We start from the raw sequence: 15,987 nt of genomic DNA on the forward strand, positions 1-15,987 counted from the left end.
GACAGGAACCATGACGGAAGTCGCCAAACGGAAAACGGGCAAGATCCTTGCCATCGCAGGGATCTGCGCCGCTATTGTGGTGGGCGGCATCGGGGTGGCTACGGTGCCCGGATTGTTGCCCGGCTCCACCCAGGATGCCGGATCGGCTCCTTCAGCGACTCCCACAGTGGAAGCCAAGCCCGTTGAGCTGGGGATCACCCCCCTTGACGGCGCCGTGGAATGGAACCCGGTGGTTGGTCCGCAGATCAAAGCTGTCAACGGCAAGGTCAAGGACGTCGTGCTGGCGCCCGTAGACGGCGGCACTCCTGTGCAGGGCAAAATCAGCCCCGACGGCAGCACCTGGACCACTCTCGATGTGCTCAAGTTCAAGACCCAGTACAGCTACTCCTTCACTGTGGTTGACACCGCCGGGAAGGAAACCAAGAAGTCCCAGACCTTCACTACGGTCTCGGCAGCATACGAGGCCGATGCCTCCATTTATCCCCGCAACGGGACCACGGCGGGCTCCGGGCAACCCATCGAAATCAACTTCAGCGAACCAATCGTGGACAAAGCCGCCATGGAAAAGCGGGTTGCCATCACTGTTTCCTCCGGCCAACCCGTGGCCTGGCACTGGTATTCGGACAAAAAAGTCCGGATCCGTCCGGAAGCCTTCTGGGCCTCCGGCACCACCGTCACCGTGGACATGAAACTCCTGGGCGTGGATTTTGGCAACAAGATGATCGGAAACGGGGACGTGGTCTCCACGTTCACCACTGGCCCCCAGCGGGTGGCCGTGGTGGATGACACCACCAAGACCATGAACGTGTACTCCGATGGGCAACTCGTCCACACCGCTCCTGTGTCGCTGGGTGGCGAAGACTGGCTCTCACCCACGGGGTACGCGGTGATCCTGGAGCAGGAGCGCAAGTCCAACTTCAACGCCGGCAGCATTGGCCTGAAGCCTGGGGACAAGGGCTACTACGCCCCGATGGTGGTGGACTATGCCAACCGCCTCACCTGGTCCGGAGTCTATGTCCACCAGGCACTGGAGTCCGCCTGGGGTGCCATTGGGAGGGTGAACGTTTCCCATGGGTGCGTGGGCCTGTTGCCGGATGACGCTGCGTGGTTCTTCAACAACATGAAGACCGGTGACGTGGTCCAGATCCTGAATACTGGAGCGCCGGCGGTGGAACCGCTGGAAGGCTTTGGCGACTGGAACATTCCCTGGGCCAGCTACGCCCAGCGGTAATCCTGCGGTTAGGATCGAAGCAGTGATTATTTCCTGCACGCTTTGACCCATTCCTCGAGTGCTGACCCTGCGCTGGCCCTCTATTTTGTGCTGCCCTCTGTGGTGATTCCGGGTGTCCCTGAGGGGAACCCGTTTGCGGGTTCCCCGGCTCCTTCCCCCGGATCCCTCTTCACCCCTTGGAGCACCCATGACCACAAAACCAACTCTTCGCCCGGAGTGCGGTGACTGCTTTGCGCTGTGCTGTACAGCGCTCGGATTTGCCCGCTCAGCTGACTTCGCAGTAGACAAACCGGCTGCCACAGCCTGCCCGAACATGGCGGAGGATTTCTCCTGTGCCATCCACCAGCGCCTACGGCCCCGGGGCTTCCGGGGCTGCACTGTTTTCGATTGCTTCGGGGCCGGCCAAGTGGTGTCCCAACGCACCTTCGCCGGGACCAGTTGGGTTGATGACCCGTCATCCGCAGCGTCGATGTTCGCCGTCTTCAAGGTGGTCAGGCAATTGCACGAGATGCTCTGGTACCTGGCTGAAGCCCAGCAGCGGACCTTCGATCCGGACCTCGCTGTGGCGGCGGACGGTCTTTCCCGGCGTATAGCCACCACCGCCCTGGGCGATGCTTCAGCGATCCTCGGCACCGACGTCGAAAGCTTGCATGCCGAGGTGCGGACACTTCTGATGGAGGTCAGTGAGGAAGTCCGCGCCGCCTATGCAGCAGAGGATAAGGACGCACCCGACGGCGGGCCCTGCGCGGGCGCCGACCTGATGGGGGCGGACCTTGCGAACCAACGATGGTGCGGAGTCGATCTCCGCGGCGCCAACCTGATCGGAGCAAACCTGAGCAGCAGCGACCTGACGGCGGCAGATCTCCTGGGAGCAGATCTCCGGGGAACGCAGTTCAGTGGAGCGGACCTGTCAAAGGCGCTCTACCTGACGCAACCCCAGGTCAACGCTGCGGAAGGTGACAGGCGGACACTCCTGCCGCCACGAATCACCACTCCGGACCACTGGGAGTAGGGGCGCTAGTGGTTGGTGAACGGCAGCTTGCGCAGCCGTTCACCGACGCTCGCGTTCCTTTGCTCGGCTTGGCGAAGCCGGACCAGTTCGCGGTTACGCCGTTCCCCGAGGACCGCCCCTATGTAGTCCTCGGGGATGGTCCCAGCGGGCGGCGGCGGGGCGACGTACCGGGCGAGTTCGGAGGCGAGGGAGACAGCCATGGTGACCCGTGACGCGGGGGCCATGAGGTAGGCCTGCTGCACGAACGTACCCGCCCGGCGTGCGGTGGCGTCGGGCACTCTCCCAATATCCGCCATTGCTGCCCAGGACTGCAGATAGTGGGGAGCTACGGGCATGATCCGGGGCTTGGAAGGGACCCGTTGCCGTAGCGAATAGGTTCCGGCAACGATGTCACCGAGCCGTTTGGACTTGTCATTGAACAGCGCAACGCCAATGGCGAGGCCCCCGAAGGTCATGTAGATCTCCAGGAAGCCAAGGAGTCCGCGGATGAGGGCATGCCGGAAGCGGATGGAACCGCCGTCGTCGCGGACAATGCGGAGACCTGTGGCGAGCTTGCCTAGGGATCGTCCTCGGGTGAGCGTCTCAACGGCAACCGGAGCCACGACGAAGGAGAAAACGACACTGCTGAGGATGAGGGCCCGGATGGCGGAATCGTCGAGGTCGCGGGAGGCTGCCGAGATCAGGATGATGAGGAGAACCGCGAGGACGAGTTGGGAGACGACATCGATGATGAGGCCGAGGCCACGGGCGGCAAAGGACGCAGGGCGCAACTCAAGGACCACTGCCTCGCCCGTGATGATTGAACTCATGCTCCGCCCCCATGACCCGCAAACAATGCAGGCGCCCGGCGTGCCCGCATCTCGAGTCTAGCCGCGGCTCTGACCCAGTGGCTGGAACAGGCGCTAGGGTGGTGCCGTGGACATCGATGCCTTCTCGGCCGTACATGGGGACAAGTGGGCCCGGCTTCATTTCCTGGCGCACAAGCGGCGGCTGACGGGAGCTGAAGCGGACGAACTGCTGCGCCTGTACCAAACGGTGTCCAGCCATCTGTCCCTGATTCGCTCGGTGGCTCCCGAGACCGGCTTGTCGGCTTCCTTGTCTGCTGCACTGGCGCAGGCACGGACCCGGTTCACGGGAGCGAGGTCGAACTTCATGGAGGACCTGGCACGGTTCTTCGTCATCTCCCTCCCGGCCGCGTTCTATCGGATCCGGTGGCTGACTTTATGGTGTGGTATCGCGTTCGTGCTGGTCGCAGGGGCCTACGCACTGTGGATAGGTACCTCAACCGAAGCGCTCAGGGCAGTAGCCAGTGATGCGAAAGTGCAGCAGTACGTGGAGGAAGACTTCATTGACTACTACTCGGAGAATCCTGCAGCGTCCTTCGCCGGGGCCGTGTGGACCAACAATGCCTGGATCTCTGCGCAGGCGGTGGCGTTCGGCGTCACAGGATTCTGGGTGCCATTCATCCTCTTCATGAACGCGCAAAGCACGGGAATGGCGGCGGGGCTCTTCATCGCGACGGGGAAGGTGGATGTCTTCTTCAGTTACATCCTTCCGCACGGGCTGATGGAACTCACTGCGGTCTTCATTGCGTGCGCGGCCGGGCTCAAGATCTTTTGGGCCATGGTGCGTCCGGGTCCCAGAACACGGATCCAGGCCGTGGCCGATGAAGGACGGTCCTTGATCACCATTGCCCTCGGTTTGGTGCTGGTCCTGCTCATTTCCGGAATTGTGGAGGGCTTCGTGACGCCGAGTCCGCTCCCGGTATGGGCCAAGATCACCATTGGGGCCTTGGTCCTGGCTGGTTATTGGGTGTACACCCTGATTCTTGGCGGGCGGGCAGCCCGTGCCGGTGTCACAGGGGACCTGGAAGCCCACGACGCCGGTTATCGCAGCATCGCCGCCTAGGCCTGACAGACGCGGAGACCTTACAGTTGCGTTGCGATCTGGTCGCAGCCGGGGTGGCTCCGCGTGTCTGCGTATTGCCGGGCGGTAGGCTCGAATGCAGACAAGAGAGCCGGCCGCACCCCAAATCGCCGGTGGATGCCTACGGAAGTGAAACCCGCTGTGAGCGACAAGAGCCCGAAACCACAAGAACCGGACACGGACGTCCACGAGGACCCCAACGAACCGGCCTTCGACTGGATGAAGCCGAAGGCGTCCAGCGGTGCCTCCTCGGCAGCTCCTGCGGGCAAGGACGTACCCACAGCCGCGGCTGCCCCGCAGTCCCCGGCAGCTCCTGCATCCACCACTACGGGGTCCACTCCGGCGGCTTCAGCAAGCTCGGGGACGGCAAGCACAACGTCAGCAGGAACAGGCCAGCCCGAAAGCCGTGCGGATCGCAAGGCTGCGGAGGCCGCTGACACAGAGGCCGAGCCGCCGCTGTTCGCGGACACGCTGGCCAGTACGTCCACAGAAAAGCAGCCGTCGCACTATTCGGAACCATTGCCGACGTCGGCCCTCCAGGTCCGTCCGCCGGAAGACGAAGTGGCCAGACGCAATGCCGAACGCGAGCAGGCAGCAAAGGTGAAGCCGATCGGGCCCCGGGTATTCCAGGTCCTCCTGGCTGTTTTCTTCCCGGTGGTGCTCTTGGTGCTGGCTGTCAGGGCCGTCACCAGCCCCCTTTTCCTGTGGGTGGAGTACAACCGACCCGGTTTTCCCGGCGACGGTTACGGCTTCAGCACTGACGACCGCATGACGTACGGCTCGTATGCCGTGGACTACCTGAGTAACTGGGCCGGTCCCCGCTACCTGGGTGGCTTGGTCAACCAGGACGGCGCAAAGCTGTTTAAGGACAGCGAAGTAGCCCACATGGCCGACGTCAAACTGGTGATCCTCTCATCTTTCGGCGCAGGTTTGTTGCTCATCATCCTCAGCATCATCGCCATCATCTACCTTCGTAAGCGGAGCAGCGGCGGGGTCCGTCGCGGTCTCTTTGCCGGCTCCATCGTCACGCTGGTCATCATCATTGGGCTTGCCGTCCTGGCAGCCCTGAGCTGGCAGCAGTTCTTCACCGAGTTCCACCGGATCTTCTTCGCCAACGGCACGTGGACGTTCTCTCTGGAGGACACTCTTATCCGCCTCTTCCCAGGGCAGTTCTGGGTTGACGCAGGCATCGTCATCGGCGCGTTGGTGTTCCTCGCTGCCACGCTGACGTTCATCTTCACGTGGCCCACCAAGCGGCGCCGGGGAGTCGCCGGCACAGAATCAGACGGCGAGATCACCGGGGAACCGGAGGAAGCTGCCGGGTTGACTGCCCTCGAGCACGACGTCAAGGAATCGACGGACGCCAAGCGGTAGAACCGTGAGGTAGCGCCACCACGTGGTGATCCGGGGACGCCCGGGTGGAGGGGTGAAGCCTTACTTTTCGTAGAGCTTTTCCACGACGGACGAGAAATCGCCCACCACCGCGGCCCGCTTGAGTTTGAGGGACGGCGTCAGGTGTCCGGACTCGACGCTTAGCTCAGCCGTGATGAATGCAAATTTCCGGATGGACTCAGCCGCAGAGACGAGCGTGTTTGCCTCATCCACTGCCGACTGCACGGCGGCCTTCACCCGGTCGTCAGCTGCCGCCTCGGCGGGGGACAGGGAACCGGCCTTGTTCTCCGCGCACCAGTTCGCCAGGCCCTCGGGGTCCAGGCTTACCAGCGCTGCGACAAATGGCCGGCCTTCGCCCACGACGACGGCCTGGCCCACCAGAGGATGTTCGCGCAGTTTCTCCTCCAAAGGAGCCGGTGCGACGTTCTTCCCGCCTGCGGTTACCAAAAGGTCTTTCTTGCGGCCGGTAATGGTCAGGAAGCCATCCTGGTCCAGTTCGCCGAGGTCACCAGTGCGGAAGAATCCGTCCACGAAGGCTGCCTCTGTGGCGGCCGCGTTGGCGTGGTAGCCCTTGAAGACACCGATGCCCTTGACCAGGACTTCGCCGTCCGGCGCCACCCGGATGGTGGTCCCGGGGAGCGGGATTCCGACGGTCCCGATCCGGGTCATGCCGGGCGTGTTCACGGTACAGGGGGCCGTGGTCTCCGTGAGGCCGTATCCTTCCAGCACCGGAATGCCGGCACCATGGAAGAAATGGTTATCCCGGAGGCTGAGGGGACTCGCTCCGGAAACGGTGTAGCCCACATCCCCGCCAAACACCTCCCGGACCCTGGGGTACAGGAGCTTGTTGAACAAACGGTGCCTCATATCCAGCAGCCAACCCGGACCGGAGCCCCGGCCACGCGCGGCGAGGTCCACCGCCGTCGAATATTCCACGGCTGTTGCCGACGCTGCCGCGAAAAGCGCAGACTTCCCACTCATGGCCGCTTTGTGGCCGGCGCCGGCATAGACCTTCTCGAAAATCCGGGGCACGGCCAGCAGGAAGGTGGGTTTGAAAGATCCGAGATCCGCCATCAGTCCGCTGGCACCGGCGCTGTGTCCCAAGGTGATTCCCGCGGTGAGGCATACAACCTGCACTGCCCTGGCCAGGACGTGCGCCAAAGGGAGGAACATCAGCGTACGGGCACCCTGCTGCATGAGCAGTTCGGGGAGGAACGGGATGACGTTGCGCGCCACCAGGACAAAGTTGCCATGGGTGATTTCGCAGCCTTTGGGCTTGCCCGTGGTTCCCGAGGTGTAAACAATGGAGGCGACGTCGGCCAGTTTGGCGACACTGCGCTGCCGCTCCAATTCGGCGTCCATGATGCCGACGCCGACGGCGGAGACGCTGGTCAGGTTGGGGGCGTCGCCGTCGTGCTCCATCCGCATGATCGCTACGGGGTCGTCGCCCAATGCCGTGGACCGGTTCACCAGGGAGTGGACGAGGCTCGCTTTAGCGGTGTCCTCCACAAAGATGCGCCGGGCACCTGAATCGGCCAGGATCCATTCGATTTGGCTTGCAGACGACGTCTCGTAGATGGGCACGGTTACTCCGCCCGCCATCCAGATGGCGAAGTCCACCAGCGTCCATTCGAAGCTTGACCGGGAGAGGACAGCCACAGGGTCGCCTGGATTAAGGCCGCCGGCAATCAGCCCTTTGGCCAGCGCCGTGACGTCGGCAAGGAACCTGGCAGCCGAAACGTTCAGCCATCCGTTAGCCGTCTTGTGGGCGTACAGGGTGCCGAACGGATCCTTGGCACAGCGTTCCAAGAGGAGGTCCGTCACGTTGGTATCGGGGTCAGCCTCGACCAGAAGCTCCGTGCTCGCTTCCCTCACTGCCTGCCTCCTAGATCCACGATGGCATCCACATTCTCATTCGCCACTCCTGGTAGCTGATCACTTCAGCGGTAAGTACCGGATAGAAGAATGCGGTCGCGAGGACGGCCAGCACCAGGACCAGGCCCACAACGTAGAGCCCGGACCGCCGCCGCCATGGGGGATCGCTGCTGCGGCCCAGGACCAACCCCAGCACGTACGTCAGGCCCAGCACCAGGAAGGGCTCAAAGGATACGGCGTAGAAGATGAACATGGTGCGTTCCGGATACATGAACCACGGTAGGTAACCGGCCGCGACACCGGCAAGGATGGCGCCCGCGCGCCAATCGCGGCGGCCTGCCCACCAGAACAACAGGATGACCAGGGCGATGGTCCCACCCCACCAGACCACCGGATTTCCCACCGGCAGGATAGCGGAGGAACAAGTCTCCACGACGCAGCCCGGGGTGCCTTGCTTGGGGGACTGATAGAAGAACGACGTCGGGCGCCCCATGACCAGCCACGTCCAGGGGCTTGACTCGTATGGATGGTCGGAGCTCAGGCCTTGATGGAACTTGAACGCTTCAAAGTGGTAATGCGCCAGGGACCGCACGGAGTTCGGTAGCCAATCCCACCCCGGGGCGGGATTGGTGGCGGCCCATTGGCGGTAATAGGCGTCCTTGGACAGGAACCAGCCGGTCCACGTGGCCACGTAGGTGACGGCAGCGACAGGGATGATGGTCACGAATGCCGGCAGCCCGTCCTTGATGACGCCGGCGCTGAACCAACTGCGGATGCCGGCAATGCGCCGTGCGCTCAGGTCCCACAGGACGGTCATCAGGCCAAAGGCAGCCACGAAGAACAGCGCGGACCATTTGGTTCCCACGGCCAGGCCCAGGCAGAGTCCGGCTACCAGGCGCCACCAACGCATTCCAAGCCAGGGACCGGCCACCAGCTGCGTGGGCGAGGGGACGCCTCGTGGCGACGAAGCCGCTTGCGCGGCGAGCCTGGAAGCAAGACGACGACGGCCGTCGTCGCGGTCCATCAGCAGGGCACCGAAAGCCGCGAGGATCCAGAACGCCAGGAAGATATCCAGCAGTGAAGTCCGGGACAGCACCAAGTGGTGGCCGTCGATGGCGAGCAGGAGCCCGGCAACAGCACCAAGAGTGTGTGAGCGGAACAGTTTCAGTGCAATGAGCGAGACAAGGAAGACGGACAGCGTGCCTATGAGTGCGGCCCCGAAGCGCCAGCCAAAGGGGTTGTCAGCCCCGAACAGCCACATTCCGAAGGCGATCATCCACTTACCCACCGGAGGATGGACCACATACTCCGGAGTGTTCAGGAGGATGTCCGGGTTTCCGGCGTTGAAGGAGTCGTTGGCGTTGGCGGGCCAGCTGCGTTCGTAGCCGCTTACCAGGTAGGAATAGGCATCCTTGACGTAGTAGGTTTCGTCGAAAACCAAGCTGTGGGGGGCCTCCAGCCGGAAGAACCGGAGAATCCCGCCAAGGACTGCCGTTATGGTGGGGATCAGCCAGAACCACAAACGCAAAGTGGGTGGATAGTCGCGCCAGCTTTGCACGCTGCCGATCAGGCGTTCCTTCAACGCCTGGGCGGTGTATGCCTCGGCAGGCCTGGCCACCCACCCATGGCGCTCCAGTCCCCGGCCAGGCAAGGGCGCGTCATCGTCCACGAGCGTGGTCCGCCGGGCCTGCGGCGAGCCACTTGCTCTCCGTAGTTCAGACTCTGGTGTGTTGTTGCCCGGCACAGTATCACCGGCTCCGGTGGGTGCAGGGGACGCCACAGGAGTTCCGGAAGTGGTGGCAGGAACGGGCGACTGGTTCACCCGCCCATGCTACCTTTCCATCCTTGCTGCAGCGTTGAGGTGCGGCGCTGAAGGCGGCGCGGCATTAGGCTTGGCAGGTGGACGAACAACGCAGCACCCCGGACCAGACTTCCTTCAGCGATGACCTGGACCAGGAAACTCCTGCCGCTGGTGCCGGCGCAACCCCGGGCATTGGCAGGATTGTGCTGGCAGCGACTCCCATCGGAAACGTAGGGGATGCGTCCTCGCGTTTGATTGAACTCCTGGCTACCTCGGACATCGTTGCAGCCGAGGATACCCGTCGCCTGCACCGGCTGGTCACGGCCCTGGGTGTTGAGGTCTCCGGCCGCGTCATCAGCTATCACGAACACAATGAAGTGGCCAAGACCGGGGAACTCCTTGACCATGTGCGTGCGGGCAAGACCATCCTCATGGTGAGCGATGCCGGGATGCCTGCGGTCTCGGACCCAGGTTTCCGCTTGGTGGAGGGGGCCGTCGCTGCAGGTCTGACAGTCACTGCTGTTCCCGGGCCGTCCGCTGTGCTGACGGCGCTTGCCCTGTCCGGCTTGCCAACTGACCGCTTTTGCTTTGAGGGTTTCCTGCCGCGTAAGTCAGGGGATCGGAACTCCCGATTGTCCGATCTTGCCGACGAGCGCCGCACCATGGTCTTTTTCGAGGCCCCTCACCGGCTCGAAGTGATGTTGCGTGCCCTGCATGAGCGTTTCGGGGCCGACCGTCGCGTGGCCGTTTGCCGTGAACTGACCAAGACCTACGAAGAAGTCATTCGCGGCACGTTGCGTGAACTGCTCGAGTGGGCAGAGAACAACGAGGTCCGGGGCGAAATCGCCGTGGTGGTTGGCGGTGCGCCTGAACAGGAGCCCGGCAAGCCCGAAGACCACGTCGCAGCCGTGAACGAGCTTATTTCACAAGGTATCCGCCTTAAGGAAGCCGTGGCAGCCGTGGCCGAGGACGCCAGGGTCAGCAAGCGTGAGCTGTACTCGGCGGTTCTTGCGGCCCGTTGACCGGCGCTGTGCAGCTGCACAAATTGGCGTCTGCTTGGCAGTGCGTGAAGGCGTAGACACTGCTTCTCGCGTGGCAGTACCGTGGCAGTAATTCAAGCCACTTCCGGCAACGAACCCCAGTGGTGCAATTCTCCAAAGCACCCAAGACGAAGGAGTCGCCATGACTGTCACGGTTGAACGCGAAAGCGAACTGCTGGCTTCCGTCCCCACCGGCCTGCTGATCAACGGTCAGTGGCGCCCGGCCGGATCCGGAAAGACCTTTGATGTTGAGGACCCCGCTACGGGCAAGGTCCTGCTCAGCATCTCCGACGCCGGTGCTGAAGACGGCGCCGCAGCCCTGGATGCCGCTGCCGCGGCCCAGGCCGACTGGGCCCGCACCGCGCCGCGCGAACGCGGCGAGATCCTGCGCCGTGCCTTTGAGCTGGTCACCGAGCGCGCCGAAGACTTCGCCCTGCTGATGACCCTGGAAATGGGTAAGCCCCTGGCCGAAGCCCGCGGCGAAGTCGCGTACGGTGCCGAGTTCCTGCGCTGGTTCTCCGAGGAAGCCGTCCGCGTTTCGGGCCGCTACTCCGCAGCACCCGACGGCAAGAACCGCCTGCTCGTGCAGAAGAAGCCGGTTGGTCCCTGCCTCTTGATCACCCCGTGGAACTTCCCGCTGGCCATGGCCACCCGCAAGGTAGCCCCCGCCGTCGCCGCCGGTTGCACCATGGTTCTCAAGCCCGCCAACCTGACCCCGCTGACCAGCCTGCTGTTCGCCCAGGTCATGCAGGAAGCCGGCCTCCCCGCCGGTGTACTGAACGTCATCCAGACCTCCACGGCCGGCGCTGTCACCGGTCCGCTGATCAAGGACGACCGCCTCCGCAAGATCTCCTTCACGGGCTCCACCCCGGTGGGCCAGGCTCTGATCCGTGAAGCGGCGGATAAGGTCCTTCGCACCTCCATGGAACTCGGTGGCAACGCCCCGTTCGTCGTCTTCGAAGACGCTGACCTGGACAAGGCTGTTGAAGGCGCCATCGCGGCGAAGATGCGCAACATGGGCGAGGCCTGCACCGCAGCCAACCGCTTCATTGTGCACGAGTCCATCGCCGACTCCTTCGCAGAGAAGTTCGCCGCCAAGATCGGTGCACTGACCACTGCCCGTGGCACCGAGCCTGAGTCCAAGGTTGGACCGCTGATCGACGGCAAGGCCCGCGACGGCGTGCACGCCCTGGTCACCGAAGCTGTGGAGGGTGGCGCGACCGCCGTCACCGGCGGTGCCCACGTGGATGGCCCCGGCTACTTCTACCAGCCCACCGTGCTGAAGAACGTCGCCGCCGACGCCCGTATCCTGCAGGAAGAAATCTTCGGACCGGTAGCGCCGATCATCACCTTCTCCACGGAAGACGACGCCGTTCGCCTGGCCAACAACACCGAATACGGCCTGGTTGCCTACGTCTTCACCAAGGACCTCAACCGTGGCCTGCGCATCAGCGAGCGGATCGAGACCGGCATGCTGGGCCTGAACGCCGGAGTGATCTCCAACGCGGCCGCCCCGTTCGGTGGCGTCAAGCAGTCCGGCCTGGGCCGCGAAGGCGGCTCCGAAGGCATCGAAGAGTACCTGTACACCCAGTACGTAGGTATCGCGGACCCGTACGCCGACTAGGCTGCGCAGGATCCGGTCCACCGCTCTCGCAACAAGAACGGTTGACACATGCAGGGGCCCGGCCCCGGAACCACAAGTTCCGGCGTCGGGCCCTTTGCTTTTCTGCGCTGGGGGATGGTTAGCAACGTTGGGGGATGGTCAGCGGCGCTGCGGTAGCAGGCCACGGACGGTTCGCCACACCCTTGCCACAGCCCATCCGACTGATTTCATGAACGCTCCCAGAGCCCGGAACGGCGCGCCGAGGGCATGGACCCAACGGTGCATCATCGAGGGCGGCAGCCAGTCCGCGCGGAAGCGGACCAACCAGCGGGCGTTGTTCCGCAACGCTTCACGCACGACGGCGATGCGCGACGCCGCTGCCTGGGACGCCACCGCCGGGCGGCCATAGCGCTGGCGTTCGAAGTCCGAGGTGAGGGACGCCACGGCGTTGTGGGCGGCGTCGTCGATTCCGTTGGCATCGCCCAGGGCGGTACTGGAACGGAGCCTGGCCGAGAAGTGCCGCGGAGTTTCGCTGGGCGTCGACGGCAATCCGTAATCGGTGGCGAGGTCCTGCAACTCAGCCCAGGCCAGTTCGGGGGCGGGATCCTTGTAGCCGGGCAGGATTGTTTCGGCGTCGTCAACGGGCTTGCGGTTCAGGCGGCGCCGACGAAGGACGGACCGGCTCAGCCGTGGGGACCACAGGAAGCCCACCAGGAGAAGCACGCCACCCGCGGCGGCACCGATGGCGGGGAGGGGGTTCACGCTGGCGGACCCTCCGGCCGGTGTGTCCACACCTGGGAGCGGGACAGGAGCGGGGGTTGCCGGCGCCGGAGTGGTCAGCACCTCTTTCTCATCGGCGTTGGTGCTCAGATTGCCGGGAACAGAAGATTCCGTCGCGTACTCGGGAACCACGCCGCGTGAAGGGGTGGGCTCAAACGGAACCCAGCCGAGGCCCTCGAAATAGAGCTCCGGCCAAGCATGGGCATCGCGTGCATCTACCTCGTACTCCGGGAACGATCCCTGACCCACCAAGGCCACTGACTCACCCGTGAGGCGGCCCGGCGCGTAACCCACAGCGATACGGCTGGGAATGCCCTCAGCCCGGGCCATGACGGCCATCGCCGAGGAGAAATGGACACAGTAGCCGCTCTTGACGGCAAGGAAATCGGCCAGGACAGAGAGGCCGTTGCCGTCATAGCCGTTCTGGACCGGCGCTTGCAGGGAGTACGTAAACTCGCCGGAGCGCAGGTACTTCTGGAGTGCCAGGGCCTTGCCGTAGTTGGTGTTCGCCGACGCCGTGACGGAATCCGCGGTTTGCCGCACGATATCCGGCAGGTTGCCGGGAATGCGCAGGAAGTCTTCCGGGATGCCCTGCGGAACCGCTGTGGCCTGTGCCAGGGACTGCGCCGTCACCTTGGGCGCGGCGGAGAACACCACATACCGCTGGGCGCGCGTGGTGGTTTCGGTGCTCATGATGCTCAGCGTGGCCGGATCCCAGGTCCAGCGGCCGTTGAGGCCGTTCACCGACGCCGGCGCGAACGGCGCGGGGAGATAGGGGCTGGTGAACAGGCCGGCGTTGACGGACGTCACGGCGTTGACCACCTCGCCTTGCACGGCGTAGCCCGTCTCTATCCTGTCGGCACCGACGCGCCGCTCTGCCGCGCGATCGTCCGGGGCCCAGGTTTCGCCGTCAAAATGATCGATGGTGACGGATCGTAGATACAGGGGAGAGCTGGAACTGGTGGCGTAGGTGATGCGGCCCGAGCCGACGGGACTCCGGAGGCTGTTGCCCAGGGTGATCATGGGATTGAGTCCGTTGGAGGTGCCCCACGGACTCAGCCGTGAACCTTGGGGGAAAGTCCCGGTCTCGAAACCGGGGATTGCCAACGGGACCACCATGGTCAGGGCCAGTGCCAGCCCACCTGTGACCACTGACCGCCTGAACTGGCCGACGCCCCGCGCTGCCCCGGATTGCAGCCGGGCATCGGGTGCAAACCAGTGGCTGCAGCCCAGAATGAGCAGATAGCCCACCGCGGCACCGATGAATCCGGCCACTCCCACGCTCTGGGGTTTGATGGTGGCCGGAACCACCATGACCGCCAGGAGTCCAATGCCGCTGGCGGCGGGCATGGACAGGGGGACGGCCAAGGCATCGATCAGAATCACCAGCAAACCCAGGCAGGCGCACACGACGAAAACGATCCCGGCGTTGGGCGCCACTGGCGCGCTCTCCGACACCACTGTCTCGGCGGCACGTTTGATGAGGCGCCCGACGGCGGTAAAGGTTCCGGTGGTGGGGATGAAACCCGCCAGGCTGTCCTGGCGGCAGAAGATGAAGCTGAGCACGCCGGCCAGAGCGGCGAAGGACCCGAGGGTAGCAATCAGCGGCTGGGCACGCAGTGCGCGCAGGACAGCCAACGTCAGCGCAACCACCACCACAGTGGTGATCAACGGCATGAACCAGGCCCAGCCCCTGAGGACACCGTTCAAGGACAGAGCGGAACCGAGGACGGCCACCGTGATGGACCCTGCCATGGCCCACGGATAGGGACCCGGCCCGGGAGTCCGGGACCGCACTGATCCGGTGGCCTGCTTGTGGCCCGGCGTTCCACCGGATTGGCTGGGGGCACCGGGGGAGCCACGGTGGGACGTTGCGGTCATCGTGGTACCGCCGCTCCACGACGGACATCCATGGCTGCTCCGGCAGCGGCCACGATTCCACCTTCATCAAAGGAAGACCAGGCAGCCGTCAGGTGGGTCTTGGGGGTCACTGCGGCCACGCGCCAGCCGGCCAGGCGGAGAATTTCCAGCACTTCCTCGTTGCTCCGTGAAGCATCGGCAACCACAAGGGCAAAAGCATTGGCTCCGTACGCGGCGGCAGGGGCCAGTGCCCTGGCTTCTGCGGGCGTCAAGGATCCCAGCAAGGCAAGGAGCGGGCCGCGGAGCCGGTGTGCTGCGAGCTTGTCCATGAGCCGGTCGTCAAAGGCAGAATCGGCAGAGTCTGCGGTGGACGTTCCGGTCTCCCGGTGCTCGGTGCTGTGGTCAGTGCGGTGGTGCTCACCCCGGGCATGCCTGGGGCCGCTGAGTTCAATGGCCGCCAGTCCCTCCGCAATGGCCTGCAGGCCACCTGCGCCCGCGAATTCCTCCGCATCCGGCTCCGGTGCCGAGCGGGAACGGCTGAACGCCGGGCTGCCAAACGCGTCCAGGACCCGCAACGAATAGTTGCGTTCTGCCAGATGGGACGTGATGGACATGGCTGCCGTGACGATCCATTCAAACGAAGGACTGGTCACAAGGTCCGAGTCGTCGTCATGGCCGCCGAAAACGGACCCCGTTCCGCCGGCGAAGGCGGTGAAACGCTGGTCCAGGACCAGGGTGGCCTCCGGCGTGGTGACGGATTCCTCCTGGCGCACCATGAGCTGCCCGTGGCGCGCAGTGGCCGCCCAATGAACCCGGCGCATGGGATCGCCGTGCCGGTACTCGCGGGTCATGATGTCGTCGTCGCTGGGGTTGGCGCGGATACGTGTCGCTGTCACGCCGTCGTTGCCGCGCGCGCCGGCCAGTCCAGTGACGGGAAGCTCGACGGCGGCCGGCGTCACGGTGAGGATATCGCCGTCGTCGATTGAATGCCGCCGCAAGGACAAGCCGAAAGGGTCACTGAACTCCGCTGTGACCGGACCGATCCGGAACTGCCCGCGCTTGCCGGACCGCAAATGGTACTCATAGCGGCTGGTGCCTCCGGATGCCGACCTGGCCGGGAAACGGAAAGCGGGAGGCTCCCCGAAGCGTGGAGGCAACTGCTCTTCCATGATCACGTGGCCGGTGGAGTAGGAAGAGCGCGCCACGGCGAGCCGGACAGTGGTGGTACTGGCCGTTTCCACTGTTGAGGGATTGAACTCCCGGTACACCTGGAACTTGGGCTTGAGCACCCGGACTCCAGCCAGGGCCACCAACGGGAGGACCAGCAACAGCACGGCCAAGCTGAGGAGATCCCGCCTTCCCATGACGTAGGCGCATCCGAGGGAGATCGCCCCCGCCGCAAGCAATCCCCAGCCGCGGGTAGTAAACAGATGCTTGGGGAGCCGATCCACCAGCGCCATGACTGCC

11 protein-coding genes are annotated in these 15,987 nt (G+C 64.4%); 6 read left to right on the top strand and 5 right to left on the bottom strand.

Translation table 11 applies throughout. From position 1 onward, the window contains the following. The first annotated feature begins 10 nt into the window (after positions 1 to 10). Both BLW08_RS01910 and BLW08_RS01920 read left to right on the top strand, forming a co-directional pair. On the top strand, positions 11 to 1,231 hold the full coding sequence (locus tag BLW08_RS01910; protein WP_090819764.1) for a L,D-transpeptidase: 1,221 nt from the start codon (positions 11 to 13) through the stop codon (positions 1,229 to 1,231). A 187-nt stretch (positions 1,232 to 1,418) separates the two neighbouring features. Further along, positions 1,419 to 2,243 (top strand): pentapeptide repeat-containing protein, encoded by an 825-nt coding sequence (locus tag BLW08_RS01920; protein WP_090819757.1) that lies wholly within the window; start codon positions 1,419 to 1,421, stop codon positions 2,241 to 2,243. Between the two features lie 5 nt (positions 2,244 to 2,248). On the opposite strand, the gene BLW08_RS01925 is transcribed toward BLW08_RS01920, so the two are convergent. Next, positions 2,249 to 3,052 carry an RDD family protein gene (locus BLW08_RS01925; protein ID WP_090819754.1) on the bottom strand — a complete coding sequence of 268 codons (804 nt, stop codon included), beginning with the start codon at positions 3,050 to 3,052 and terminating at the stop codon, positions 2,249 to 2,251. Between the two features lie 106 nt (positions 3,053 to 3,158). On the opposite strand from BLW08_RS01925, the gene BLW08_RS01930 reads away from it, so the two are divergent. Both BLW08_RS01930 and BLW08_RS01935 read left to right on the top strand, forming a co-directional pair. Beyond that, the gene (locus tag BLW08_RS01930; protein ID WP_175538545.1) at positions 3,159 to 4,151 is read left to right on the top strand and encodes a stage II sporulation protein M; all 993 of its coding nucleotides are present in this window, start codon (positions 3,159 to 3,161) and stop codon (positions 4,149 to 4,151) included. A 159-nt stretch (positions 4,152 to 4,310) separates the two neighbouring features. Next, positions 4,311 to 5,543 carry a TIGR01906 family membrane protein gene (locus BLW08_RS01935; protein ID WP_254779620.1) on the top strand — a complete coding sequence of 411 codons (1,233 nt, stop codon included), beginning with the start codon at positions 4,311 to 4,313 and terminating at the stop codon, positions 5,541 to 5,543. Between the two features lie 60 nt (positions 5,544 to 5,603). On the opposite strand, the gene BLW08_RS01940 is transcribed toward BLW08_RS01935, so the two are convergent. Both BLW08_RS01940 and BLW08_RS01945 read right to left on the bottom strand, forming a co-directional pair. Continuing rightward, a complete protein-coding gene (locus BLW08_RS01940) occupies positions 5,604 to 7,436 on the bottom strand; it encodes an AMP-dependent synthetase/ligase (RefSeq protein WP_091323051.1) in 1,833 nt (610 codons plus the stop codon). A gap of 10 nt (positions 7,437 to 7,446) precedes the next feature. Beyond that, positions 7,447 to 9,258, bottom strand: coding sequence for a dolichyl-phosphate-mannose--protein mannosyltransferase (locus tag BLW08_RS01945; protein WP_091323054.1), 1,812 nt, complete (start codon positions 9,256 to 9,258; stop codon positions 7,447 to 7,449). 125 nt (positions 9,259 to 9,383) lie between these two features. On the opposite strand from BLW08_RS01945, the gene rsmI reads away from it, so the two are divergent. Both rsmI and BLW08_RS01955 read left to right on the top strand, forming a co-directional pair. Further along, the gene (gene rsmI, locus BLW08_RS01950) at positions 9,384 to 10,259 is read left to right on the top strand and encodes a 16S rRNA (cytidine(1402)-2'-O)-methyltransferase (RefSeq protein ID WP_254779645.1); all 876 of its coding nucleotides are present in this window, start codon (positions 9,384 to 9,386) and stop codon (positions 10,257 to 10,259) included. Positions 10,260 to 10,419: 160 nt separating this feature from the next. Further along, the gene (locus BLW08_RS01955) at positions 10,420 to 11,901 is read left to right on the top strand and encodes an NAD-dependent succinate-semialdehyde dehydrogenase (RefSeq protein ID WP_091323055.1); all 1,482 of its coding nucleotides are present in this window, start codon (positions 10,420 to 10,422) and stop codon (positions 11,899 to 11,901) included. 138 nt (positions 11,902 to 12,039) lie between these two features. On the opposite strand, the gene BLW08_RS01960 is transcribed toward BLW08_RS01955, so the two are convergent. Both BLW08_RS01960 and BLW08_RS01965 read right to left on the bottom strand, forming a co-directional pair. After that, positions 12,040 to 14,541 carry a transglutaminase TgpA family protein gene (locus BLW08_RS01960; RefSeq protein WP_091323057.1) on the bottom strand — a complete coding sequence of 834 codons (2,502 nt, stop codon included), beginning with the start codon at positions 14,539 to 14,541 and terminating at the stop codon, positions 12,040 to 12,042. Further along, positions 14,538 to 15,980 (bottom strand): DUF58 domain-containing protein, encoded by a 1,443-nt coding sequence (locus BLW08_RS01965; RefSeq protein WP_091323059.1) that lies wholly within the window; start codon positions 15,978 to 15,980, stop codon positions 14,538 to 14,540. Before BLW08_RS01965 ends, BLW08_RS01960 begins: the two co-directional genes overlap by 4 nt. Positions 15,981 to 15,987 lie beyond the last annotated feature (7 nt).

The sequence above is a fragment of the Arthrobacter sp. cf158 genome (assembly GCF_900106835.1).
Lineage (GTDB): Bacteria > Actinomycetota > Actinomycetes > Actinomycetales > Micrococcaceae > Arthrobacter.